The organism is Phreatobacter stygius (genome assembly GCF_005144885.1).
GTDB lineage: Bacteria > Pseudomonadota > Alphaproteobacteria > Rhizobiales > Phreatobacteraceae > Phreatobacter > Phreatobacter stygius.
Window position 1 is genome coordinate 1,606,607 of sequence record NZ_CP039690.1, and the last position, 24,343, is coordinate 1,630,949.

A 24,343-nucleotide genomic window follows, 5' to 3' on the forward strand; every position below is an offset into this window, starting at 1 on the left:
TCGGACCGGATGGAGATATAGACCCATGCTGTCCTCGGGCCTCGTCGATCTCCAGGTCAACGGTTTCGCCGGCGTCGATTTCAATTCCGGCACGATCACCGCGGCCGCGCTCGACCACGCACTGGAAGCCATGCTGCGCACCGGCGTGACGACCTGCCTGCCGACCGTCATCACCGCCTATCCCGATCAACTCGAGGTCAGGTTCAAGGCGCTCGACACGGCGATCCAGGCGAGCCGGCTCGGCCCTCTGATGTGCCCTGGTTATCACCTGGAAGGGCCTTTCCTCAGTCCGGTCGCGGGCTTTTCCGGCTGCCATCCGCCCGAGGCCATGACGGCGGCGGATCCTCGCCTGATCGACCGGCTGCAGGCCGTGCTCGGCCGGCCGATCCTGATGGTGACGATGGCCCCGGAAATCGATGGCGCGCTCGCTCTCATCGCGGCACTCCGGGGTTCCGGCCGCGTCGTCGCGCTTGGCCATACCGCGGCCGATTTCGATCAGGTCCAGGCCGCGGCCGCGGCCGGCGCCAGCCTGTCGACCCATCTCGGCAACGGCATGCCGCAGACCACCCACAAGCTGGCCAATCCGATCGTCGCCCAACTCGCCGAAGACCAGCTGACCGCAAGCTTCATCGCCGACGGCATCCATATCCACCCCAAGGCCCTGAAAGTGTTGATCCGGGCCAAGGGCCTCGCGCGGTCGATCCTGGTCACCGACGCTGTCGCCGCGGCCGCGGCCGAACCGGGCCGTTACCGTTTCGCCGGCACCGACATCGATCGTTCGGCCGATGGCACGGTGCGCCTCGCCGACAGCAAGCTGCTCGCCGGCTCGTCGCTCTGCCTCGACCAGGCGCTGCGCAATGTCGTCGCCTGGGGCCTCGCAACATCAGACGAAGCCATCGCCATGGCCTCGAGCCGGCCGCTCGCGCTCATCGCGCCGGCGCTCGACGCCCATGGCCTTCGGCTGCCGGAAAGCCAGGTCACCTGGTCCGACGATCTCCATGTCCGGCGCCTCAGCCTCGCCGGCTTCGAACGCAACTATCCGGCATCCGCACATGACACCAGGAGGGGAGACTTGAGATGACGTCACGGATTGGCAATCTGGACCGGCGCACCGTGCTGGGCGGCCTGACCGCCACGGTCGCCATGGGTGGATCCGGCGCCCGCGCCGCGGTGCCGGCCATGCCGCGCTCACCTGTGGTGATCAGCGTCATCGATGTCGGCGGAGCGCTCGCCCTGATGCAGAAGGCGTTCGAGGACTATGCCGCGGCCAAACCCAACCTGGTCTCGCGCATCGTCTTCGTGAAGGCGCCGGCGCCCGAACTCGCCAGCAAGATCAAGGCGCAGCAGAATGCCGGGCGCTCCGATCTCGACCTGGTGCTGACCGGCAGCGACGGCCTCGCCGCCGGCCTCGAGCAGAACCTCTGGCTGAAGATCCTGCCGGATTTCGCCGCGAAATTTCCCGATATCGAAGCGAATTACGAGCCCGCCGCGCTCGCCCTGCACAAGGCCCAGGGCGACGGCTTCGGCGTGGTGGTGAACTATTACCCCTCCGGCCCGCTGATCGAATATGCGCCCGAGCGGGTCAAGGCGGTGCCGACCACGGCCGAAGAACTGCTCGCCTGGGCCAAGGCCAATCCGGGCAAGTTCATGTATGCCCGGCCGGCCAATTCCGGCCCCGGCCGCACCTTCATGATGGGGCTGCCCTATATCCTCGGCGACAAGGACCCGCAGGATCCGATCGGCGGCTGGGACAAGACCTGGGCCTATCTCCAGGAGATCGGCCAGTTCATCGACTATTACCCGGCCGGCACCGGCGTCACGATGAAGGAATTCGGCGAGGGCTCGCGCGACATCATCATCACCACCACCGGCTGGGACATCAATCCGAGGGCGCTGGGCATCGTGCCGAAATCGGCGATGATCGGCACGCTGAAAGGGTTCCACTGGGTCTCGGACGCCTTTTTCATGTGCGTGCCCAAGGGCATTCCGAACGATCGCCTGGCAGTCGTGCTCGACCTGATGGCCCATGTGCTGAAGCCCGAGGCGCAAGCCTATGCATATGACGAGGGCTATCTCTATCCCGGTCCCGCGGTCCGGAACGTGCCGATCACCATGGCGCCGCGCCGCAGCCAGGAGGTGATCGCCGAATTCGGCCGGCCGGAATATGCCGACCTGATCGCCAACAACCCGATCGAGCTGCCGCTGAAGCCGGACAAGATGGTGCTGGCCTTCCGCCGCTGGGACGAACTGGTCGGCTCCAAGCGGCCGCGCTGACCTGCGAAGGTGGTCCGGCCGGCAGCGCCTTGCGCGCGGCCGGCCGATCGTTTCTGATCGCGGCGGAGATCCGGAGGAGCGCCCATGGCGAAGCCGCCGTCCTCGACCGGCAAGCGCGCGATGATCGAGGATCCTCGCTTCACGGCCATTGCCGACCTGTTCGTGGACGACAGCCGCGTCAGCCACGGCACGATGATGGCCTCCTACGGCCTCAAGGTCGGCGGCAAGATCTTCGCCATGCTGGTCGGCGGCCGGCTGGTCGTGAAGCTGCCCAAGCCGCGCGTCGACGCACTCGTCGCGGCCGGATTGGCCGAGCGCTTCGACCCCGGCCATGGCCGTCCGATGAAGGAATGGGCTTCGCTGATCGGCGACGAGCCCGACTGGGCGGGCCTGGCGCGCGAGGCGATCGCCTTCGTCGGGGCGTCACCAGTCGGGCGGGGCCTCGGCTGACGCGGACAAGACCCGGGCGCCGCGCCAGCCTCCCGACGCGACCAGTTCCGCCATGACCGATGTGAGCGTCGCCGAGAGTTCCCGGGCGAGCGGCGCCGTCCGCCGGTCCTTGCGCATGGCGATGGCCAGCGTTGCGACGATCGGTGGCCGGTCGAGGCGCCGCGCCGTCAACTCGCCGCGCATCACCGCATCATGGACCGAGGCATAGGTCAGCATGGTGTAGCCGCGGCCGGCGCCGACCAGCGCCTTGGTCAGCGCCACGCTGTCGACCTCGGAGCGAATGCGCAGGCGAATGCCGTGCTGCGCCGCCGCCTGTTCCAGCACCCGCCGGTTGTTGTGCGGCAGGCTCGGCATGATCAAAGGCAGGTCGGCCAGATCCCTGATCCGGATCTCCAGCGGCAGCGGCGCGGCATCGCCGCCATCCGGCGGCCCGACCAGCACCATGCGCTCGCGCAGCACCGGCACGACATGGGTGCCTTCAACCGGCAGCGGATTGTAGACGACGCCGACATCGATCCTTTGCTCGCCGAGCCATTCGTGGATCAGCGAACTGATGCCCTCACGCACGTGCAAAGCGACATCCGGCCGCGCCGCGGCGAAACGCGCGACCACCGCCGGCACCATCAGCAAGCCGGCCACCGGCGGCACACCGAGTGAAATGCTGCCGCGCATGGCCTCGGCGCCATCATCGGCATCGATGCGCAGCTGCGCGACGAGATGATCGATTTCTTCGGCGCGCTGCAGGATGACCGCGCCGGTCGCCGACAGGCGCACGCCGCGGCCATGGCGCACCAGCAGCGGCTTGCCGAGTTCGTCTTCCAGTTCGCGCACCCGCCGGCTCAGCGCCGGCTGGGCGATGCGCAAGTCCTCCGCCGCCCGGCTGAAGCTGCCGGCACGGGCGACGGCAGCGAAATAGCGCAGCTTTCTCAGATCCAAGGCAGAAACCTTCCGCACCACATCAGCATATCTCGATCAAGCTATGCCGCTACGGCATGAAATGCCATCGCAAGAAGGTTTTGGTCATTGGCCGCTGCCGGCTGGCACTATCGAGCGGACATGGTCGAGCCGGATGCCCAAGAATCGAGACTTGCAAGAATTCCGGCGGCTTCGATCCGGTCCGGGGAGACGATGATGATCAGATGGTTCGGCCTTGTGCTGGCGGTGCTCTTGCCCGGCCTGCCTGCGAGCGCGGTGGCGCAGGATTTTCCGACCCGGCCGATCCGGCTGATCGTGCCGTTTCCGGCCGGCGGCCCCGCCGACATCATCGGCCGGCTGGTCGCCGAGAAAATGGCGTCGAGCCTCGGCCAGCCTGTGGTGATCGAGAACCGCGGCGGCGCCGGTGGCGCCACCGGCACGCTCGCCGTGGCGCGCGCCGAGCCCGACGGCTACACCATTGGCATCAGCACCGCCGGCGCGCTGGCGATCAGCCCGAGCCTGCAGGACGGGCTCGGCTACGACCCGGTCAAGGACCTGGAGCCGCTGACGCTCGCCGCCCGCGTGCCCGAACTGCTGGTGGTGGCGAAGAACCTGCCGGCGGCCAACCTCGCCGAACTGGTGGCGCTGGCCCGCGCTCGCCCGGGCACGCTCAATTTTGCCTCCTCCGGGCCCGGCAGCATGCCCCATCTCGCCGGCGAATTGCTCAAGCGCCATGCCGCCATCGACATCGTCCACACGCCCTATCGGGGCGCTGCCCCCGCGGTGAACGACATTATCGGCGGCCATATCCAGATGATGTTCATGGATATCGCGGTGCTGCTGCCGCATGTCCAATCCGGCGCGGTCCGGGCGGTTGCGGTCGGCTCGCGCCAGCGGGTGGCGGCGCTGCCCGATCTGCCGACCACCGCCGAGCTCGGCTTTCCCGCGGTCGAGGCCGACAATTGGTACGCCATGATCGGACCGCGCGGCATGCCGGCGCCGGTGCTGGCCAAGCTGCGCGCCGCGATGGTCGCGGGATTGCAGGCTGCCGATGTCAGGGCCAAGCTCGCCGAACAGGGCGCCATCGCGGTCGGCAATTCAGCCGAAGAATTCACCGCCTATCTGAAGAGCGAAATCGACAAATGGGCGGCGGTGGTCGCGGCCTCCGGCGCGCGCGCCCGATGACCTCCATGCCCGCTCCGCCCATGCTGCATGGGCTTGCTTACCGCGTCTCCGGCACCGGCAGCCGGACCATCGTGCTGATCCACGAACTCGGCGGCTCCTTGGAAAGCTTCGACGCGGTCGCGCCCGGCCTCGACACCGCGGCCCATGTGCTACGCTACGATCAGCGTGGCGCCGGCCGGTCCGAAACGCCGCCGCGCCCGGCGACGCTCGACCAGCATGTCGCCGATCTCGGCCGGCTGGTCGCCGATCTCGGCCTGCCGCATCCCCTCAATCTGGTCGCCGCCGCGGCTGGCGCGCTGATCGCACTCGGTTATGCCGGGCGGCATCCGGACCGGGTGGCGAGCCTGGTGCTCCTGGCGCCGGCCGTCAGCGCCGATGACGCGCGCCGGGCCTATCTCGAGGCCCGCGCCGAAGCCTGCCTCGAAGGCGGCATGGCGGCCATCGCCGAGGCAACACTCGATCGCTCGTTCCCGGCCGCGCTGCGCCCCGACATCCAGCGCTTCGCCAGCTACCGCGAACGCTTCATCGCCAATGATCCGGTGAGCTATGCCGCGGCCAACCGGCTGCTGGCGGCGACCGATCTCGCTACCGTCATCGGTGCGCTCGCCATCCCCTGCCTGGTGCTCGCCGGGACCATGGATCCGCTGCGGCCGGCCGAAGACCTGCGCGCGCTCGCCGCCCGGTTTCGCGACGGCCATTTCGCCGAGGTGGCCAGCGGCCATCTCATGGCCGTCCAGGCGCCCGGCGCGGTCGCGCGCCATGTCGAAGACTTCACCACGGCCCATTCCCGCCTGGCCCCCGTGGCTCTTCACCCGTGAGGCCGCCCGTGTCCCACAAAGCCCTGCTGCTCGTCATGATGGAACCTCCGGCAGGCCTCGAGGAGGAATTCAACGACTGGTACGACAGCGAGCATTTCCCCCAGCGCTCGGCCCTCCCCGGCTTCGAGACCGGCCGGCGCTTCGTCTGCCTGGATGGCTGGCCGCGCTGGCTGGCGCTTTACGATCTCGCCTCGGCCGAGGCGCTTCAGACGCCGGACTATCGCGCCGTCTCGGGCGCCAACGCCACGCCCTGGAGCCGCCGCATCCTGCCGCGCATGATCGGCCGGCACAGGCTGGTCGCCCGTCAGGTCTCGCCCGGCAACGCGATCATCACGGCGGCGCCGACCACGCGCCTCGCGCTGGCGAAATATCCGGGCATCGGCAAGGCCGATGAACCGGCGGTCATCACGGCGCTTGGAGCGCGTCTCGAAGCGCTGCCCGCGGCGGCCCAGGTGCGCGCCTTTCGCCCGATGGCCGATGATGGCGACGACCTTTGGCTCGTCTCGGCTTTCAACCAGCCGGTCGGTGCCGACGACCTGCGCCACGCGATCGGCGCCGTCGATGGCCGGGGCGCCGAGATCCTCAACATTTACGCGCCCTACCGACGCAGCTGACCGGCGCGACCTGGAGACCAGATGCAGGCAGACCGGGCCATGCGATATCGGATCATCGTGCTGATCGCGACCGTTCTGCTGGTCGCCCCGGCGGTGGCGCAGGTTGCGCCACGGGCCGAGGCGACGGCTGCCACGGGGCAAGAGGCCAAGGAGGACATGTGGTGCGGCTGGTGACACCGGGACTTGACGAGATGACATCCGAGCAGCGGGCGGTCCATGACGAGGCGGTCGCGGGCAAGCGCGGCCGCATGCCGGCGCCCATGCGGGCCTGGATCCAGAGCCCGGAACTGGCCCGCCATGGCCAGCGGCTCGGCGCCTTCCTGCGTTACGACACGACGCTGGCGCCAAGGCTCTCCGAACTGGCGATCCTGGTGACGGCGCGCCACTGGACCTCGCAATACGAATGGTACGCCCACCGCTCCGAGGCGCTGAAGGCTGGCCTTGCGCCGGAGATCATCGCGGCCATCGCCGAGCGGCGGCCGCCGCCGTTCAAGGACGAGGCCGAGCGCATCGTCCATGACTATGCCCGCGCGCTGCACCAGACGTCCGTCGTGCCCGACGCCCTGCATGCGGAGGCGGTCAAGGTGCTCGGCCAGCGCGGTGTGGTCGAACTGGTTGGCGTGCTCGGATATTACACGCTGGTCGCCATGACCCTGAACGCCTTCGAGATCGGCTTGCCCGAAGGCGAGCGCCCGGAACTGCGGCCATGAGTGGCCGGCTGCAGGGCAAGGTCGCCATCGTCACCGGTGCCGGCTCTGTCGGCTCGGGCTGGGGCAATGGCCGTGCGACGGCGGTGGCGTTCGTCGAACAGGGGGCGAATGTCTTTGCCGTCGATCGCGACCGGCTGGCGCTCGACGAAACCCTGGCGCGGGCCGGCGATCTGGCCGACCGCATCACGCCCTATGCCTGCGACGCGACCCGGGCTGGCGACGTCACGGCCATGGTCGCGGCTGGCATGGCCCGCTTCGGCCGCATCGACGTGCTGGTCAACAATATCGGCGGCTCGGCCCCCGGCGGCCCGGTCGAGCTCAGCGAAGCCGCTTGGGACGCGCAGATCGATCTCAACCTGAAAAGCGTGTTCCTCACCTGCAAACACGTGCTGCCGATCATGGTCGCCCAGCACGGCGGCACCATCGTCAACACCGCCTCGACCTCGGGCCTGCGCTGGACCGGCGCGGCGCAGGTCGCTTATGCCGCCGCCAAGGCCGGGGTCATCCAATTCTCACGGGTGCTGGCGGTGCAATATGGCGAACACGGCATCCGCGTGAACACCGTGGTTCCCGGCCAGTTGCACACCCCGATGGTCGAGGCACGCCTGGCCGGCCAGCGCGCTGGCGGCAATGTCGAGGCTCTCCTCAAGCAGCGCGTCGCGCGCATTCCGCTCGGCTTCATGGGTGACGGCCGCGACACCGCCAATGCGACCTTGTTCCTGGCGTCCGACGAAGCCCGTTTCATTACCGGAACCGAGATCGTCGTCGATGGCGGCATGACCGCCCGCTGCGACTAAGTCTCGTGAGAGCTCCTGCCATGACCGACACGTCCCTCGTTTCGCCCGAGCCGACCATTCCACCGCCTCTGGCCGCGCCGCGCCGGCCGCACCTGCGCTTGCCGCCGGGAAGCTGCGATTCCCATTGCCACGTCTTCGGTCCGCATCACCGGTTTCCTTATGCGGCCGGGCGCAGCTTCACGCCCCACGACATGCCCGAGCAGCGGTTGAGAGCTCTGCACGATCATCTCGGTTTCGACCGCGCGGTGATCGTCCAGTCGGCCTGCCACGGCGCCGACCATGCAGCCCTGATCGACGCGCTTCGAACCGGCGCGGGCCGCTATCGCGGCGTCGCCCTGCTCGGCGCGGCGGCGACCGCGACCGACGTCGCCGATCTGCATGAGGCCGGCGTGCGCGGCGCCCGCTTCAATTTCCTGCCGCATCTCGGCGGCTATCCGCCGGAGAGCCTGATCCGCCATGTCGAGCGGCTGGTCGCGCCCCATGGCTGGCACTTCGCCGTCCATGTCACCGGCGCCGACCTGATCGCCTGCGAGGAGCTCATCCGGTCGATCCGCGTGCCTGTGGTGATCGACCACATGGCGCGTTTCGATATCCGCGAGGGGCGGGCGGGCCAGGCCTTCGCGACGCTCTTGAAACTGCTCGAAGGTAGCCGGATCTCGGTCAAGCTGAGCGGCGTCGATCGCCTGTCCCGGCAGGCAGCCCCTTACGACGACGCCCTGCCTTTTGCCCGGGCCCTCGCCGCGCATGCACCCGATCAGGTCGTCTGGGGCACCGACTGGCCCCACCCCAATCTTCACGGCCCCATGCCCGACGACGGCGACCTGGTCGACCTGATCGCCGGGATCGCCCCGGACAAAGCGGCCCGCCACAAACTGCTCGTCGCCAATCCGGCGCGGCTGTTCGGTTTCAATTGATAACGATCGCTAACGCGATCGGGGTCACGGCCTGACCGCGATCACCCCTTCCGGCGCCAGGCGAACGGTGACCTTGGCGCCGACCTCACGCGCCGCCAGGCGGTCGTGACAGATGGCGAAGAGGTCGCCGAGCGACGTCGCCAGGTGATATTCCATGTGCGAGCCCATATAGGTGCCGCGCGCGACGGTGCCGGCGAGCCCGGCCTGACCGGGATCATCGAGGCTGATCGCCTCCGGCCGGATGACCACGTCGACAGGCCCCAGCGGCAGGCCACGATGCGGCAAGGTCAGCCTGACCTCGTCGAGAGCAACCGTCGCCTGATCGCCTGATATCGCCTCGATCCGGCCTTTCACCGCATTGGCTTCGCCCATGAAGGTCGCGACGAAGACGTTGTCGGGCATCGCGTAAAGCCGCGCCGGGCTGCCGGCCTGGGCGATCTCGGCATTGCGCATGACCACGATCGTGTCGGACACGGCGAGTGCCTCCGACTGGTCATGGGTGACATAGACGACGGTCAGGCCCAGCCGCTGCTGCAGCGCGCGGATCTCCTCGCGCATGGAGCGGCGCAGGCGTGCATCGAGATTGGACAGAGGCTCGTCGAACAGCAGCACATCGGGCTCGAGCACCAGGGCACGGGCGACGGCAACCCGCTGCTGCTGGCCCCCCGACAGTTCCGAAGGCAGGCGCCGGCCGAAGCCTTTCAGTCCGACCGTCTCGAGCGTCAGTTCGGCTCTGGCATGGGCGTCACGCTTGGCCGCGCCCGAGGAGATCAGCCCATAGGCGACATTGTCGAGCACGCTCATATGCGGAAACAGCGCATAGCTCTGGAACACCATCGAGACATTGCGCTCGCCGGCCGAGAGCAGCGTCACATCCTTGCCGCCGATGAACAGCTTGCCTTCGGAAGCCTGTTCGAGCCCGGCGATCATCCTGAGCAACGTCGTCTTGCCGCAGCCGGAAGGCCCGAGCAGCGTGACCAGCGTGCCACCCTCGATGATCAGGTCGAGCGGTTTGACCGCGGTCACCTGACCATATCGTTTGGCGATGCCCTGCAGGCGAACCTCGGCGCCGGTCTTGTTCGTCACGCGCGACCTCCGACAACGATCGGCGCGGCGCCGCGCCGCCCGAGTTTTCTGTTGCCCACGAGCAGTTGAATGAGCCCGATCGCCGCCATCATCAGCACGATCAGAACCGCGCAATAAGCGATGGCGAGGCCATAATCGCCATTGATCACCCGGTTGATGATGAACACGGTCGCCATCTCATATTCCGCCGAGACCAGGAAGATGACCGCCGAGACCGTCGTCATGGCGCGCACGAAGGAATAGACGAGCGCGGTAACGATCGCCGGCTTCATCAGCGGCAGGACGATCGTGCGCAGCGTCCGGAAGGTCGAGGCGCGCAAGGTCGTCGCGGCCTCATCCAGCGACTTGTCGAGCTGGCTCATCGCCGCGACGCCCGAACGCACGCCGACCGGCAGGTTGCGGAACACGAAACAGGCAATCAGGATGGCCGCCGTGCCGGTGATCTCCAGCGGCGGCACGTTGAAGGTCAGGATATAGGCGACGCCGATCACCGTGCCGGGCACCGCAAAGGTCAGCATCAGCGCGAATTCGAGCGCGGTGCGGCCGGCGAAGCTCTGCCGGCTCAAGACCCAGGCGGCAAGCAGGCCTATGCCAGCGGTGATCGGTGCGGCAATCGTCGCGAGCCCGATCGTGGTGCCGAGCGAATGCCAGGCGCCGCCGGCGAACAGGATCGCGCCGTCGCGCGCCCATTCGACCGCGAAGGCACGCCGGAAATGGTCGAGCGTCAGCGTCCAGTCGCGGCCCCAGACCTTCACGAAGGCGCCGGCCAGCGCCATCGCATAGACGGTCAGCGTCAGCACCGCCCAGGGAATGGCGATGGCGAAGGCGAGCCGCCTGACCGGTGCCGGCAGCGGCGTCGGAAGGCCGCTGTCGCCCTTGCCGGTCATCGACACATAGGACCGCGTGCCGACGATGACCCGCTGCAGCATGAAGGCCACCAGCGCCATGACCAGCATGATGCTGGCGAGCACGGCGGCACGGCCGAAATCCTGCTGCGCTCCGACCACCGCGAAGAAGATTTCGGTCGACAGCACGCCGAAGGAGCCACCGAGCACGATCGGATTGCCGAAATCGGCGAGGCTCTCGACGAAGACGACGAGCCAGGCATTGGCGAGCCCGGGCAGCATCAAGGGCAAGGTCACCGTCTTGAAGGTGCGCATCGGACTGGCGCGCAGCGTCTGCGAGGCCTCTTCCATGCTTGGCGAAATGCCTTCGACGACGCCGATCAGCACCAGGAAGGCGGTCGGCGTGAACGAGAAGACCTGGGCGAGCCAGACGCCGCTGAAGCCGTAGATCCAGCGGCCGAGCGCAACGCCGCTCACCGCCTCGACCAGTTGGTTGAGCACGCCCGACCGGCCGAAGATCAGGATCAGCCCGAGACCGATGACGAAAGGCGGCGTGATGATCGGCAGAACGGTCAGCAGGCGCATGGCGCGCCGTCCCGGAAAACGCGAGCGGGTGACGATCAGCGCGAAGCAGAGGCCGAGAAGCGTAGCGGCGCTGGCGGTCGCGATGGCCAGGGTCAGTGTGTTCCAGAACACCCCGCAATTGGCCCCCCGGGTGACGCAGCCAAGGCCCCAGATCTTGCCGTCGACGAGGCGTTCGGCGAACGAGCCGATTATGCCGAGGTCACCGCGCGGGATGAACATCTGGCCGAGAATATTGCCGACCGGCCAAGCGGTGAAAATGGCGATCGACAGGACCAGCATGCCGACCGTGCCAGCGATGAAGCGGTCGCCCCGGAACAGGCCCTTCAACGCCAGTCCGTCGGTGAACAGCACGAGACAACCGACGACAGCGAGCGTGCCGCCGAGGCCGATGCCGAATTGCCGGTCGCCGAGGTCGCCGAACAGGGCCTCGAGCCATGCCCAGGACCAGCCCTGGATGCCGATGGCGAGGCCCTGCAGCCCGATGGCCACAAGCCCGAGCCCGCCGCCAGCGAGCAGCAGGGTCGCGCGCCGGCCGCCGCCGAGCCAAGGCCAGGTGTCCGGCAAGGCCCCGAGCAGAGCGACAAGCAGCGCCGCGATCACCGGCCAGAACCAGAAGCGTCGATGCGCCAGCGCCTGCCACAAGGCGGATGCCGCCTCCGGATCGGACTGCCCGAACCCGACGAGGCCGGCGAGTTCGAGCCCCGACTGCTGCATGTGCCAGGGCACCACGACCGTCCCGATCACGGCGATGAACCAGAACGACAAAGAGCTGCGGGCGAACATCGGCCCTGCCCTCACCGCGGCAGCGAACCGATCTCGCGGTCCCACCGGTCGATCAACCGCCGCCGCATCTGGCTCGCGCCATAGGTCGCGATGTCATAGTCGATGAGCTTGATTTTGCTCATGTCCGGCACCCGCGGATCCGGGGTGGCGCCGCGATGCGCCGGGACATGCCACTGGTTGGCCTTGGACGCGATATCCATCGCGGCCGGCGTCAGATACCAGTCGTAGAAGCGCCGGGCGGCGGCGACATTGCGCGCGCCGCGAATGATCGACAGGCAGGCGACCTCGTAGCTTGTCCCCTCGGCCGGATAGGTGACGGCGACCGGGAAGCCGGCCTGGATCACCGACTGGGCTTCCATGTTGAAGGTGACGGCAAGCGCGGTCTCGCCGCGCGCCACCGCCTGGATCGGGGCGGCGCCCGAACGCGTATAGGCGTTCACATTGGCATGCAGCCGGCGCAGGTAATCGAAGGCCCGATCCTCATCCCAGAGCTGAACCAGGCCGGCGATGATCGTATAGGCCGTGCCCGAAGAATTCGGATTGGGCAGCTGGATCTCGCCGCGATAGTCCGGCTTCAGCAGATCGGCCCAGCTCTGCGCCTCCGGCAGGTTCTTGCGCGTCTGCAGCTCGGTATTGGCGGCAATCCCGATGGCGCCCGAGGAGACGCCGACACAGCGCCCATTCGACTGGGCATGGACGCGCTGCGCCCAGGGATGGAGCTCGGCCATGTTGGGCGAGGTATAGGCCTGCAGCAGGTTCTCTTCCGCCGCCGCGAAGTGCAGTTCGGCCGAGCCGCCGAACCAGATGTCGGTGCGCGGGTTCTGCGCCTCGGCGCGAACCTGCGCCAGGATTTCGCCTGTCGACTTGCGTGTCATGTTGACCCGGATGCCGGTCTCGCGCTGAAACGCCGTGGCGATCGCCTCGCACCAGTCGGCCTGCGGCGCGCAGAGCATGTTCAATTGGCCCTGGGCGCGTGCGGGCGTCACTTGCCCGCAGACCAGCGCCAGCGCGACGCCGAGGATCGATCGAAGCAGCATGGGAAAGCCTCTGTCGGAGGTGCGAAACAGGGTTCAGCGCGGCAGGCTGCCGACGTCGCGATCCCAGCGCTCGATCAGCCGGCGCCGTTCGGCGGAGCGGCCATATCTGGCGAAATCGTAGTCGATCAGCTTGATCCGGGTGAGATCGGGTGCATTCGGCGGCAAGGGCGTCGCCCGGTTCGACGGCGTCTGCAATTGCCGGCCGACGTCATAACCGAGACGCTGGACATCGGCGGTCAGCGCCCAGTCGTAGAACCGCCGGGCCTGGGCGAGATTGCGCGCGCCGCGCAGGATCGACATGGAGCCGATCTCGAAGCCGGTGCCTTCGCAGGGCGTGGCATAGTCGACGGGAAAGCCGGCGTTCCGTTCGACCACAGCGTCATGGACGAATGACAACGACACAGCGGTCTCGCCACGCGCCACCGCCTTGATCGGGCCGGTGCCGGCGCGCGCATAGGCGTTCACGTTCGGGTGCAGCTGGCGCAGATAGGTGAAGGCCTGGTCCTCGCCCATCAACTGCACCAGCGTCGCGATGATCACATAGGAGGTGCCCGAGGAATTCGGGTTGGCCAGCTGAACCTCGCCCTTGAAGCGTGGATCGACCAGATCGGCCCAGCAGCGCGGGCTGGCGATATTCTTGCGCCCGAGCAGCTCTGTGTTGAAGCCGAAACCGATGGCACCGGCGTAGACCCCGACAGCGCGCCGATTGGACTGGCGCCACTGGGTCAGCGCCCAGGGCTGAAGCTGCGCGCTGTTCGGGCTCTCGTAATCCTGCGTCAGGTTTTCTTCCGCCGCCGCCAGGTGCGGGTCGCCGGTACCGCCGAACCAGACGTCGGCGCGCGGGTTCTGCGCTTCGGCACGGATGGCGGCGAGGTTCTCACCCGAGCCGCGCTGGGTCATGCTGACGCGGATGCCGGTGTCACGCTGGAAATTCGTGGCGATGGCCTGACACCACTCGACCTGAACCGAGCAATAGAGGTTGAGCGCGCCCTGCGCCCCAGCCGGCGTCGATGCCGCCGAGGCCAGCGCGATCGCCGCGCAGACAACCCTTTTCATTCCCGTCATAGCGTCGCCTCCGTGGCCCTTTTTGATCGGACCTTGACGCTAGGATTAGAATGGCTTGGCAGCCTTGTCACGGGATTGTCACGATAGTGTCACGGGCATCTCGAGCGATCCGCGTCGCTCAGCCTCGTCGCCCCGGCCCGGAGGCGCGACGCTTCGATCTATTTGGTGCCGACGGCTGGACGTTGACCGGCATCGGCCCCGGACGCCTTGGGCGGGCATGGCCGGGTAGCCCCCGGGGCTTCGCTGCCGCAGGCCCGGGCGCCGTTGAACACGCTATGGGCATGGTCGAAATCGTCGCGGGTGATGATCTGAATGGGGTTCGCCTGGCGGAGCGTCACCTGCCGGTCGACCTGACGAAGCGCCAGCAGGGCCGCGATCGCCAGAGCCGGGATCAAGCCGAGCGCCAGCAGCGCGGCAATGTCCAGAACCAGGATCCACCGCAGTGATGACCGGCCTGCCATGGGAGTCGCTCCGTCGGAGGATCCTGCTCTGCACGATCGACATCACCGATCCCGGGGGGCGCGGTCGTCAGCACCGGCCGGATCCGATCGCATCGGCTTCCCGCCGGTGGCTCATCTCTCCCTGAAGGCTCGCGACATGCTGTCCTTCAGGGGCTGCATCAGATATTCGAAGAAGGTCCGTTCGGCCGTCTGGATATAGATTTCCGCCGGCATTCCCGGCGTCGGTTCGAAGTCGGGTATTGTGTCGACATCGTCGCGCTGCAGCCGGACACGCACGACATAGAGGTCGCTCGGCTGTGCCGGCTGGCGATTTCTTTCATCCGGCAGCGCATCGGCAGAGAGGTAGATGACCTCGCCGGCGATCATCGGGGTGATCCGCTGGTTGAGTGCGGTCAGCCTGACCATCGCGTGCTTGCCGCGCTTCACCTTGTCGATGTCCTGCGGCCGGACGCGCGCCTCGATGATCAGCTCATCCTGCAGCGGCACGATCTCGAGAATGGCCTTGCCCGCCTCGATGACGCCGCCCGACGTGTGGTAGCGCAGCTTGACGACGGAGCCCCGGACCGGCGCGTCGATCCGCATGCGGTCGAGCACGCCGCGCGCCGTCCGCATGCGTTCCCGGACGTCGTTCAACTCGCCACCGGTTTCGTGGAGCTGTTCCACCGCCGCCTTGACCGCCGTCTTGCGCACACCGGCAATCTGCTCGCGGGTCCGGCCGATCCGCTCGCGCTGATCGCCGAGCTCGCCGATCAGCCGGCCGACCTCGCCCTGCAGATTGGCGTGAGCCCGCTGGATCGCCAGAACCTCGGGACGCCGGATCAGCCCCTGGCCCATCAGCTGCTCCTTGCCCTTCAGCTCCTCCGCGATCAGAACGGCCTGCCGCTCGACGGCACTCAGCTGCGTTCTCGTGCCCCGGATTCGTTCCTCGATGCCGTCAATCGCCCTTTCCAGGGCGACGACGTCGGAGTTCACCATGTTCCGGCGCGCCGTGAAGGTAATCAGTTGCATGCCCAGGAGCGTCGCAACCTCGGGATCGCCGCCCCGGCTCTGCAGGCCGGGCGGAAAGCGCAGCGTATCCTGGTCGGAGATTTCCGCCTTCAACCTGGCCTCGATCGCTGAAAGTCGCGCTTCGCGCAGTTCCAGGCGGCGCAGTTCCGCCCGTGGCGCGGTGTCGTCCAGGATGACCAGCGTCTGGCCCGGCACGACGATGTCGCCCTCGCGCACCAGGATCTCGCGAATGACCCCGCCTTCGAAGTGCTGAACCGTCTTGTTCTGGCCGGTCGCGACGAAAGCGCCCGACGTGACGACCGCGCCGGAGATCGGCGCGGTATTGCCCCAGACGCCGAAGCCGAGGACCACGAAACCGATGATCAGGATGCCCAAGACCGTCGGGACCTTGGTGGCCCGCGGCAAGGTGGCATACCAGGTCGGTGGAATGACGAGACTGTGGGCCACTGACGACCTCCTGCCGTGTCCTGAACTGCGGTCTTCCGCGAACTGTCTCCTAGGCCTGCGCCGGGGCGAGGCCGCCGGCTGGCGCCGCGGGCGGCGTTATGGGGGACGATGCGGTCGCAGCCGGCAGCGGGCGCTGACCGGTGACGAGCGGGATGACCTCGTCGCGCGGCCCGATGGCTTGAACCGCCCCATCCTTGATCATCATGATCTTGTCGACACTGCGCAGCAGGGCCGGACGCTGGGTGATCGCCAGCACGGTGATGCCTTTCCGCTTGGCCTGTTCGATGGCACGCGCCAGCGCCATTTCGCCGGGCGTATCCAGGTTCGAGTTCGGCTCGTCCAGGACGACCAGTCGCGGATTGCCGAAAAAGGCCCGCGCCAGGCCGATCCTTTGCTTCTGGCCGCCCGACAGCGGGCTGCCATCCATGGCGATCTGCGTCTCGTAGCCTTGCGCGAATTGCGCGATCATCTCGTGCACATCGGCGATCGCGGCGGCTTCAAACACGTCCTCGTCACTGGCGTCGTCGCGCATCCGCGCGATGTTCGCCTTGATCGAGGCGGGGAACAGCTGCACATCCTGCGGCAGATAACCGACACTCTCGCCGAACTGGCGCGGATCCCAGTTCTTCAGGTCCATATGGTCGAGCCGGATGCTGCCGGCCGTGGGCATGATCGAACCGACGAGCATCTTGCCGAGTGTCGACTTGCCGGAGCCGGAGGCGCCGACGATCGCCAGCGACTCGCCGGGATGCAGCGAGAAGGTAATGCCGTTCAGGATCACCTTCTTGTTCGGCGGCGGCACGTAGAGAATGCGCTCGACGTCGAGACGCCCTTCCGGCTGCGGCAGGCGCAGGCGCTCCATGTTCAGCGGCGAGGTCTGCAGCAATTGCTGGATGCGGGCGTAGGCGGCGCGCGCATGGATGAAGCTGCGCCACCCCTCGATCGTGCCTTCCAGCGGCGCCAGCGCACGACCGGCGACGATCGACGAGGCGATCACCATGCCGCCGGTCAACTGGCCGGCGAGCGACAGCCAGGCGCCCCAGCCGAGCATGCCGATCTGGGTCCCCAGGCGCGTGAATTTCGACAGGCCGGTCATCAGCACGTTGCGATCTTGCGCGATCACCTGCGCCCGCAGCGATTCCGCCGTTTCCCGCCCCCATATGCTGACGCCTTCGGGGATCATGCCCATGGCGTTCATCACCTGGGCATTGCGCGCCATGGCGTCGGCCTGGAGATTGGCCCGCACGCTGAAGGCGCTCGCCCGCGAATAGGACACCGCCGTGATCTTCTGGTTGATATAGGCGAGAACGAACAGGATCAGGCCGGCCGCCACGACGATGTAACCGAGATCCGGATGGATCAGGAAAACCACCAGGAAATAGACCGGGGCCACCGGAGCATCGAGCATGGTGAGCAGCACCGGCCCGGTCAGGAAGCTTCTGATGTTCTGGAGATCCGACAGGATCTGAAATTCGCGGCTGGAGCCGTTCTGGGCCGACCGGGCGGCGGCGGCGAGAACCGGTGCGCCAAGCCGGGCTTCGACGTCGACCGCGACGCGCGTCAGGATATAGCGGCGCATCATGTCGAGCAGCACATGGGCCAGAACTGCGATCATGACGATGATCGTCAGCATGATGAGCGTATCGATGCTGCGGCTGGTCAGCACCCGATCGGACATCTGGAACAGATAGATCGGGATCGCCAGAACCAGCAGATTGACCACGAGCGAGAAGATCGCAACGGTGACCAGGTTGCGCCTGACCCCCGCCAGCCCCTTGCTCAGCACCTGCCTGAAATCGCCGTCAGCGGTGCGCTGGACCATGCGCGGGGCCGCTTTGTTCTCGGCCACCTGCCGACCGGCGGCAGGCGCGACCGACGTCGCCACCCCCGTCACACCATCGAGAGGCGCAACGGAGGCGGCGTCCGACGCGACCGGCAACGGTGGGATTGGCGGAGGTGTCGCCGGGCGTGTGGAGGAAAAAGGCGCGAAAGCGTCGGCCCGGGGCAAGCCGCCGGCAGGCCCGATGCCATGGCCGTTGGGCGACCCTGACCAGCCCGATGGAACTGCCCGGCCATCCTTGCTGCCGTCGGCTGACCGATCGTCATCGCGATTCATGACTGGTCCCCTCTCTCCCAAAGGCGGGAATGCCGGCGCGACGGGCCTCGTCGCTGGCGCATCAGGTCATGACATTGCCCAGGCTATCGTGGTTGGCCGGGTCTGGAACGGAACATGGCGTGCTGTCGGGCTCTTGGTCCTGGCTTTCGGCGCCGACAAAAACGACGACCTCGGACACCAGCAGTTCGGTGTCGTGGGTGACCACCTGGTCCTCGTCGGTGATGATGTTGGTCTGGACCAGGATGCTCTCCTCATAGGCCTCGCCGCCCAGATATTGGGAATCGGCGAGCGTCCCGACATCGATGATCCTGGCGTCGTTGGCCACGGTATTCGCGCCGGAGACGACCCCCTGAGTTACGCCGGTGCCGGCCGCCGGGAGCAGTCCCTGCTGGACCGCAAGGTCCGTGTCGCTGATGACGTTGGTCTGGGCGATGACGTTGACGTCCCAGTAGTCGCCCTTGATGTAGAGGATATGGAGCTTTCCCGAGAGATTGCCGCTGAGATGCCAGTCGGCATTCGGGGTCAGCACCTTATCGCCCCGGTCGAGCGCATCGATGAGCTGTTGCTGCAACGGGCTGATGTCGCCGAAGGCCTTGGCGTCATAGGTCTCGATGGTGGCGTCATTGGTCAGCGCGTTCAGCCCGGTGGCGACGGTCTGCGACCCGCCCTGCTTCTCCGCGCCGAGAAACAATTTCACATAGTCTGCATCGATGACGATGTTTTTCTGAAATATCCAATCGGCCCGATGGTAATCGCCGGCGATGACAATGATGTCGTAGTGGCCGATATCGATGAGCTTGACGAAATTGATGTCGAGATTTTCACCGGTGCTGAGCGCATAAAAACTCGAATTGGTCTCCTGGACGGTGATGTCGTTGTCTACGAGATGATTGGTCTGCTGGATCGACTTCACATCGTAGAAATTTCCGTCCAGGGAATCGACCTTCCAACGCGCGGTGGCGAATGCCCCGGCGACCTTGATGGTCGATTCATGCGTGACGAACTCGGCAATGTTGTGCACCTCGTTGCCCGAGGCGGACAGCGCCTGGAGCGCGGCCGGAGCGCTCGCCTCGACATAGTCGCTGTCGACGAAAATATTGACCTGGATGATCGCCTTGCTGAAGAAGGCATCGCCGGTGACGATCAGCGAGCCGGTCATCTCCGAACCATCGAAGATGACGGCGACGTTCTGCACCGCGTTGGCACCGACGACAGCCGTCGTGCCGATACCATGGCTCGGGCCCGTCAATGTGCTGGTCGCGGTATTGCCGGCAATCTCGGTAACGGCGATGGCGGCAGGTTCGAGCGACGGCGCCTCAGCCGGTTTCGCCACGGCCTCCTGAGTGAGCACCCCATCGACATAGCGGCCGGCCTCGACCCGATGTCCGGACCAGTCCGAGGCTGAATCGGCGCCGGCCTTCCACTGCGCGTCGCGCTCGGCGACGAAGCCGGGAAGCAGGGCACCGCCACCCGAAATGGGCAGGACAAGCGAAGCAGGCGTAGACCCCTCGGCGGCGCGCACCATCGCATCCAGCGACGCGGCGGTGTTTGGCGGGCTGAGATCGGCCGATTGATCGGACGCACCGACGATCACCACGTCATTGTCCGTGACGCGATCGTTGTCGGTCATGGTGTTGAGCTGGCGAATGTCCAGCTTCAGTTGCGCAACGTCGGTCGTATATTCGACGCTGATCGCTCGCCCGGAATGGACCTCGGCCTGAATAGTGGCCGGCTGGATTTTGGGCGCCGCAGCCGCCTCGACCTTGGGCGACGGGAGCATCGCCAATTTCGCAACCGGCATGTCCGCGCGCAAAACGGCACCTTGCGCGACAGGTGGCTCCGACAACTCGACCGCCGGCGGCCGCGTTGCCTTGCCTTCGAGTTCATCATCCTCGAACCGATTGAGCCCGGATTGCCGATGCGAGAAGGCGTCTTCGCGGATCCGGGCCTGGTCATTCCCGTCATAGCGCTCCGGGTCGCGCCAGGTGTCCTCGAAGATCCGGAGATAGCCGGCAAAATGCCATATGGTTTCGGTGAAGCTACCGGATAGCATGACCGCCTCCTGACGCACTCGACGCAGCATTCATCGGCCCGTCGCCTCCGATACGAAGCCGCCGGCCCGAAGGATCACGATGTTCGCAGGACAGTGCGGGCCCGCGCGTGACGGCGCGCGGACCCAGTCGTCAGGACGGTGATCAGAAGCTGTCGAGGACGTCGCCACCGGCAACGTTCTGGTCGATCTGGTTGAACTGGACGTTCGAACCCATCGAGATCGTCTGGGTGAAGGCTTCCTGGGTCAGCGTCGTGTTGGCGGCTGTGGCGCCGATACCCGAGAGGTTGCCATCATCGCCGGTGATCGATCCGAGCACGGCACCTACCGCGCTGCCGCCGCTCGCCGTCGCGGTCAAGGCGAAATTGCCGGCGTCGCCGCCACCGCCGCCATCGCCGCCGGCGCCGCCGGCGCCGCCGAGGGCACCGCCGCCGCCGCCACCACCGCCGCCGCCACCGCCGCCACCGCTATTGGTGCCGGAATAGGACACGGAGGGATTGGACAGCGAATCGTTATCGGCCAGATTGTTGATCTGGTCGATATTGAAGTTGTTGCCATCGTTGAGGGTCTGCCAGACCACATCCGGCATCACGACGCTATCGTCAATGCTCTGGATATAGTCGATATCGATGACATCGTTGTCTTCCGGCGGGGTGAGACGAGCCGTGACCCCGACATCGACGGTGACATCCACGTCGACAGTGTTGGTGTTGGTATTGGTATTCTCGTTGATATTGGCATTGCCGTTGAGATTCAGATTGCCATTGCCATTCAGGTTGACATTGCCATTGAGGTTGGCGTTGTCGTTCCAGACGGACGTATCAACCGACTGAGCGGCATGTTGATACTGGCCCTGACCTTGGCCCTGAGCTTGGCCTTGACCCTGGCCTTGACCTTGGCCTTGGCCTTGACCTTGACCCTGGCCTTGCTTCTGCGCCTGGAGTTCCGCCTGGAGCTGAGCCTGTGCTTCGAGCTGGGCTTGGAGTTGAGCCTGTGTAGGCATGGTGATCTCCTCATCGAAGATGGAGACACCAGAACCTTAGCGCTTGTCCGCGTCTCTTCTGGGTCGCGGCACAAACCATGAGGCCTGTGTGTCTGCTTCGGCTGATTGAAACGCGATGCAACAGAATGAATGAATGCTGCTCTGCGGTCTTGGGCTCCTGAGCTACCCGGGCATGATGACCTCCCTGGTTGTCGTGGAACGGGCAAATCTCCGCCGCTTCCACTGACGGACGTCGCCCGCCGCGGATACGAAACAGCCGGATACACGGCGTCGGAGGACGCATTGCCCGTAAGAGTTTGATCTGAGCACCGGATGCGGAAGGCGAAGCCGGCACGGACGCGACGCGCCCGCCGGCACAGGCGATGTGCCTGCGGCTACATTCCGGTCTGGCGTGGAATTGAAGGTCGCCCGAAGGCTGCGGCCATAGGCCTGGATTGGGTTATCGCTACCCGACAGCACCCATAAACTGAGCCCAGGACATGATACTCCCCCTGTCTCTGTACTCCGGCGCCGGTCAAATACGCTGACGGTCACCGGCCAAATAGCAATGAAGTCTTGCCGATACTCCGGATGATGGGTGGCCCCAAGCGTTTTCGTCAAGTTCTAGAATGGCCACCAAAACCCGGGAAACGCATCCTCGAACCACAACCCGCGAGACCCGAACGCGTCCTATAAGCCGGACCCATCGGTAAAATTATGGACCTCACGGTCATCATCGTGTAATGGATTGATCATCGAGGCACCATGATACCTGCCTCATCCGAGATGGCTTCGTTTGCGCCGATCGTCGGGCGCCGGGCCATGAGAGAGATTCTGCGGCCGGACCTACTCCGAAAGCGGCTTGACGGAATCCAGGAACCGCATGTCGGACGGCGAGCACCGTTCGACATCACGAGGGCTGGAGAACCACAGCCGGCCAATGACAGCCGGCACAGGAGCTGGCAACGTCCAGGCTCGGAGCATGAAGCGACCCGTCCAGCGCCAAGGCTCTGCCATGACGCGGAAGGGGTATTTTTGTCCGCAAGTCATTCTGCAAACTCCAAAGGTCGGCCGACAAGATCGCGTCGCGGTCGGATCGCAGCCGGCTTCAGCCTCCGCGGCGGGCTTCGACGCCTGTCCGCGGTAAGTGCGTCCAACGGCGCGAGCTTCGGTTGCGATCGATTAAGAGCACCCAAGGCGACGCCTCGTGGTCAATCCTGATATCGTCTCCGATTGGGGTGGGGATTGTGATGTCGATCAATCTCGAAGACATGCAAGACGAAGACGCGGCCTGCCGATTTCTGGAATATTGCCTTGATCTCGATAATTTGAACTGCCCTCACTGCGGGGAAATCAAGCGAATTGGACGCCTCGAGGGCAGGTCGACGCGCAAGTCAACCTTCAAATGCTATTCTTGCCGCAAGTCATTCTCGCTGCGTGCCGGTACGATCTTCGAAGGCAGCCATATTCCGCTGCACATCTGGCTCCAGGCGCTTTTTTTGACGGTCGCCTCGCGCGGGCGGCTTGGCGCCCATAATCTCGAACGCCTGCTCCATGTTTCGCTGATGTCGGCTTGGAGCCTGAAGCGCAAGATTATCCACGCGGTCGGCTGGGACCTGATTTGCCCGGAACGCGACGCCGGTGACGCCACGGCCGGGCCGCCGATCCGGTGGCCCGCCATACCCGCGTCCTTGGACGGTCAACGCAAGCAGACCGTGGCCCAACAGCGCATGGAAAACCTGCGCCTCGCCTCCGAGATTTTCGACCACCCACAACTGGCCGAGCGTTTCGAGGAAGCCGTTATCCGGCTCCTGCTATTCAATCCCAAGAGCGCGACGGTTTCGAGCGCCGCAGGTTCGAGCGCCGCAGCCTCGGACGCCGCAGGCTCGGAGCCCGGCCTGTTCCGGGGCCTGGAAGCTCAAGGTCAATTCGACCTGTTCATGCGCGCCGACAAATAAGCATCGACATGCTCCGCCCAGATCTCGGCAAGCAGGGCCTGGTCATGCTCCGACCGGATGAGCCCGGTCTGGATGGGCGCCTTGGCGATCGCCAGAAGGGCGATCATCGGATCGCCGTCCGGGCCGTCCGAACCGGTGTCCCGAAAGATCGTGCGGAAGAATGCCAGCGCGCCGCGGCATCCCTCCTCGAAGGCCGGATGCCTTTGCGCGCTGAGCAGCAGCACTTCTTCGCCGATCAGATCCGGCCCCAATCCGGACAAGGCGGCCAGGACGCCGGTCTGCGCGTCGCCGAGCGCGCTCTGACCGAGCCGACCAACGCGCCGCCGCGCGACGGCCGTGACGAACATGGCGAGAAAACCGACGACATGGGGATGCAGCCAGGCATCGGGCTCGATCAGCGCCTTGTCCCGGTCGCGCTTGCCGGCAAAGGGCGCCAGTAGATCGATTGCCGTCGTCTTGACTTGCCGCGCCTTCCAGAAGTCTAGCATTCGAGCCTCAAGCGCGCGCAAAGCCAGCTTGTTCATGATAGAGTTAGGTGCATGACCTGGTCGTCGCTACCCCCGCGCCCAGACTTTGCGGCCATCGAAGCTGCAGCCGCGACATCGGCGGAGCGGCGCAAGACCATCATGGCCCTGATCGGTGACCTGAACTTCAGCTGGACCAACAACGAGAGCCTGTTCATTTATGTCCTGAGATTGCTGCTCGGCACGGACGACATGTCGGCGGCCATTGTCTTTTCGACACTCAACACCACCCGCGCACGGCTCGATCTGGTGACACGGCTGGCCAAGGCGCATGTGACCGATGTCCGCCTCCGGCGCGAGATCAGCCGGATCGTCGCGACCTTTTCCAAGCTGACGCACCTGCGCAACGAGCTGACCCATTGCATCTTCGTGGTCGACGAGCACGGCGCTATCACCGATACCCAGACCATGAAGATCGAAGAATCCCGTCGCCGCATGCGTTTCGGCGTCCGTCATCCGTTCGACGACGCGCGGATTCAGGAGCTCACCGCGGCGATCGGCGAATTGAACGGCCTCAATCGCAAGATCTGGGATCTGCTGCCGCAACTGGAGGCGCATCGCAATGGCCCGGCCGGACGCCCGGCCGGCGACGCCGGCGCTTCGACCGGATCCTGACGCTTAGCGGAAACCCGCCGCAACTCCCTGCAATCCGCAGCAATGCCGCAGCCGCCGGCGTCGGCTTATGGATCTCCTCGACAGCGAGCGACGCTGTCCGAGCC

Annotated in this window: 23 protein-coding genes; 12 read left to right on the forward strand and 11 right to left on the reverse strand. The window is 66.2% G+C overall.

Annotation, left to right across the window (positions count from 1 at the left end):
- The first annotated feature begins 25 nt into the window (after positions 1-25).
- The 3 genes from E8M01_RS07355 (at position 26) to E8M01_RS35310 (ending at position 2,724) form a co-directional block, all read left to right on the forward strand.
- Positions 26-1,081 (forward strand): N-acetylglucosamine-6-phosphate deacetylase, encoded by a 1,056-nt coding sequence (locus E8M01_RS07355; RefSeq protein ID WP_136959535.1) that lies wholly within the window; start codon positions 26-28, stop codon positions 1,079-1,081.
- On the forward strand, positions 1,078-2,274 hold the full coding sequence (locus tag E8M01_RS07360) for an ABC transporter substrate-binding protein (protein ID WP_136959536.1): 1,197 nt from the start codon (positions 1,078-1,080) through the stop codon (positions 2,272-2,274). Before E8M01_RS07355 ends, E8M01_RS07360 begins: the two co-directional genes overlap by 4 nt.
- Before the next feature lie 84 nt (positions 2,275-2,358).
- Positions 2,359-2,724: a TfoX/Sxy family protein gene (locus tag E8M01_RS35310; protein ID WP_215908864.1), complete on the forward strand. Its 366-nt coding sequence runs from the start codon at positions 2,359-2,361 to the stop codon at positions 2,722-2,724.
- Here E8M01_RS35310 and E8M01_RS07370 read toward each other — a convergent pair.
- Entirely contained in the window at positions 2,698-3,660 is a 963-nt protein-coding gene (locus E8M01_RS07370; RefSeq protein WP_246088627.1) for a LysR family transcriptional regulator, read from the reverse strand. The two genes, E8M01_RS35310 and E8M01_RS07370, sit on opposite strands and share 27 nt — an antisense overlap.
- A 195-nt stretch (positions 3,661-3,855) precedes the next feature.
- Between E8M01_RS07370 and E8M01_RS07375 the strand changes: the two genes are divergently transcribed.
- From E8M01_RS07375 to E8M01_RS07400, 7 genes are read left to right on the forward strand one after another with little or no spacing between them, the layout of a single operon-like run.
- A complete protein-coding gene (locus tag E8M01_RS07375) occupies positions 3,856-4,824 on the forward strand; it encodes a Bug family tripartite tricarboxylate transporter substrate binding protein (protein WP_136959537.1) in 969 nt (322 codons plus the stop codon).
- Positions 4,825-4,829: 5 nt separating this feature from the next.
- Positions 4,830-5,642 carry an alpha/beta fold hydrolase gene (locus E8M01_RS07380; RefSeq protein ID WP_170181818.1) on the forward strand — a complete coding sequence of 271 codons (813 nt, stop codon included), beginning with the start codon at positions 4,830-4,832 and terminating at the stop codon, positions 5,640-5,642.
- An 8-nt stretch (positions 5,643-5,650) separates the two neighbouring features.
- The gene (locus tag E8M01_RS07385) at positions 5,651-6,256 is read left to right on the forward strand and encodes a DUF4286 family protein (RefSeq protein WP_136959539.1); all 606 of its coding nucleotides are present in this window, start codon (positions 5,651-5,653) and stop codon (positions 6,254-6,256) included.
- A 21-nt stretch (positions 6,257-6,277) separates the two neighbouring features.
- Complete coding sequence (locus tag E8M01_RS35015) at positions 6,278-6,430, forward strand: hypothetical protein (RefSeq protein WP_170181819.1); 153 nt, start codon at positions 6,278-6,280, stop codon at positions 6,428-6,430.
- 17 nt (positions 6,431-6,447) lie between these two features.
- Positions 6,448-6,966 (forward strand): carboxymuconolactone decarboxylase family protein, encoded by a 519-nt coding sequence (locus tag E8M01_RS07390; protein ID WP_136964492.1) that lies wholly within the window; start codon positions 6,448-6,450, stop codon positions 6,964-6,966.
- A complete protein-coding gene (locus E8M01_RS07395; RefSeq protein ID WP_136959540.1) occupies positions 6,963-7,763 on the forward strand; it encodes an SDR family NAD(P)-dependent oxidoreductase in 801 nt (266 codons plus the stop codon). Before E8M01_RS07390 ends, E8M01_RS07395 begins: the two co-directional genes overlap by 4 nt.
- A gap of 20 nt (positions 7,764-7,783) precedes the next feature.
- On the forward strand, positions 7,784-8,677 hold the full coding sequence (locus E8M01_RS07400; RefSeq protein ID WP_136959541.1) for an amidohydrolase family protein: 894 nt from the start codon (positions 7,784-7,786) through the stop codon (positions 8,675-8,677).
- A gap of 24 nt (positions 8,678-8,701) precedes the next feature.
- Here E8M01_RS07400 and E8M01_RS07405 read toward each other — a convergent pair whose 3' ends face one another.
- The 9 genes from E8M01_RS07405 to E8M01_RS07445 form a co-directional block, all read right to left on the reverse strand.
- Complete coding sequence (locus E8M01_RS07405) at positions 8,702-9,763, reverse strand: ABC transporter ATP-binding protein (protein ID WP_136959542.1); 1,062 nt, start codon at positions 9,761-9,763, stop codon at positions 8,702-8,704.
- Positions 9,760-11,976, reverse strand: a complete 2,217-nt coding sequence (locus E8M01_RS07410; protein ID WP_136959543.1) for an ABC transporter permease — start codon at positions 11,974-11,976, stop codon at positions 9,760-9,762. Before E8M01_RS07410 ends, E8M01_RS07405 begins: the two co-directional genes overlap by 4 nt.
- A gap of 11 nt (positions 11,977-11,987) precedes the next feature.
- The gene (locus E8M01_RS07415; protein ID WP_136959544.1) at positions 11,988-13,013 is read right to left on the reverse strand and encodes an ABC transporter substrate-binding protein; all 1,026 of its coding nucleotides are present in this window, start codon (positions 13,011-13,013) and stop codon (positions 11,988-11,990) included.
- Between the two features lie 33 nt (positions 13,014-13,046).
- Positions 13,047-14,078, reverse strand: a complete 1,032-nt coding sequence (locus E8M01_RS07420) for an ABC transporter substrate-binding protein (protein WP_246088628.1) — start codon at positions 14,076-14,078, stop codon at positions 13,047-13,049.
- 158 nt (positions 14,079-14,236) lie between these two features.
- Positions 14,237-14,539, reverse strand: a complete 303-nt coding sequence (locus E8M01_RS07425) for a hypothetical protein (protein ID WP_136959545.1) — start codon at positions 14,537-14,539, stop codon at positions 14,237-14,239.
- 111 nt (positions 14,540-14,650) lie between these two features.
- Positions 14,651-15,994: an HlyD family type I secretion periplasmic adaptor subunit gene (locus E8M01_RS07430; protein ID WP_246088629.1), complete on the reverse strand. Its 1,344-nt coding sequence runs from the start codon at positions 15,992-15,994 to the stop codon at positions 14,651-14,653.
- A 49-nt stretch (positions 15,995-16,043) separates the two neighbouring features.
- Positions 16,044-18,110, reverse strand: a complete 2,067-nt coding sequence (locus E8M01_RS07435) for a type I secretion system permease/ATPase (protein WP_136959546.1) — start codon at positions 18,108-18,110, stop codon at positions 16,044-16,046.
- 61 nt (positions 18,111-18,171) lie between these two features.
- A complete protein-coding gene (locus E8M01_RS07440; RefSeq protein WP_136959547.1) occupies positions 18,172-20,181 on the reverse strand; it encodes a hypothetical protein in 2,010 nt (669 codons plus the stop codon).
- A 124-nt stretch (positions 20,182-20,305) separates the two neighbouring features.
- Positions 20,306-21,163: a hypothetical protein gene (locus E8M01_RS07445; RefSeq protein WP_136959548.1), complete on the reverse strand. Its 858-nt coding sequence runs from the start codon at positions 21,161-21,163 to the stop codon at positions 20,306-20,308.
- A 1,229-nt stretch (positions 21,164-22,392) separates the two neighbouring features.
- Here E8M01_RS07445 and E8M01_RS07450 point away from each other — a divergent pair.
- Positions 22,393-23,100 carry an IS1 family transposase gene (locus tag E8M01_RS07450; protein WP_136959549.1) on the forward strand — a complete coding sequence of 236 codons (708 nt, stop codon included), beginning with the start codon at positions 22,393-22,395 and terminating at the stop codon, positions 23,098-23,100.
- Here E8M01_RS07450 and E8M01_RS07455 read toward each other — a convergent pair.
- Complete coding sequence (locus E8M01_RS07455; protein ID WP_170181820.1) at positions 23,067-23,588, reverse strand: hypothetical protein; 522 nt, start codon at positions 23,586-23,588, stop codon at positions 23,067-23,069. The two genes, E8M01_RS07450 and E8M01_RS07455, sit on opposite strands and share 34 nt — an antisense overlap.
- A gap of 138 nt (positions 23,589-23,726) precedes the next feature.
- On the opposite strand from E8M01_RS07455, the gene E8M01_RS07460 reads away from it, so the two are divergent.
- Positions 23,727-24,239, forward strand: coding sequence for a hypothetical protein (locus E8M01_RS07460; protein WP_342778690.1), 513 nt, complete (start codon positions 23,727-23,729; stop codon positions 24,237-24,239).
- The last annotated feature ends 104 nt before the right edge of the window (positions 24,240-24,343 follow it).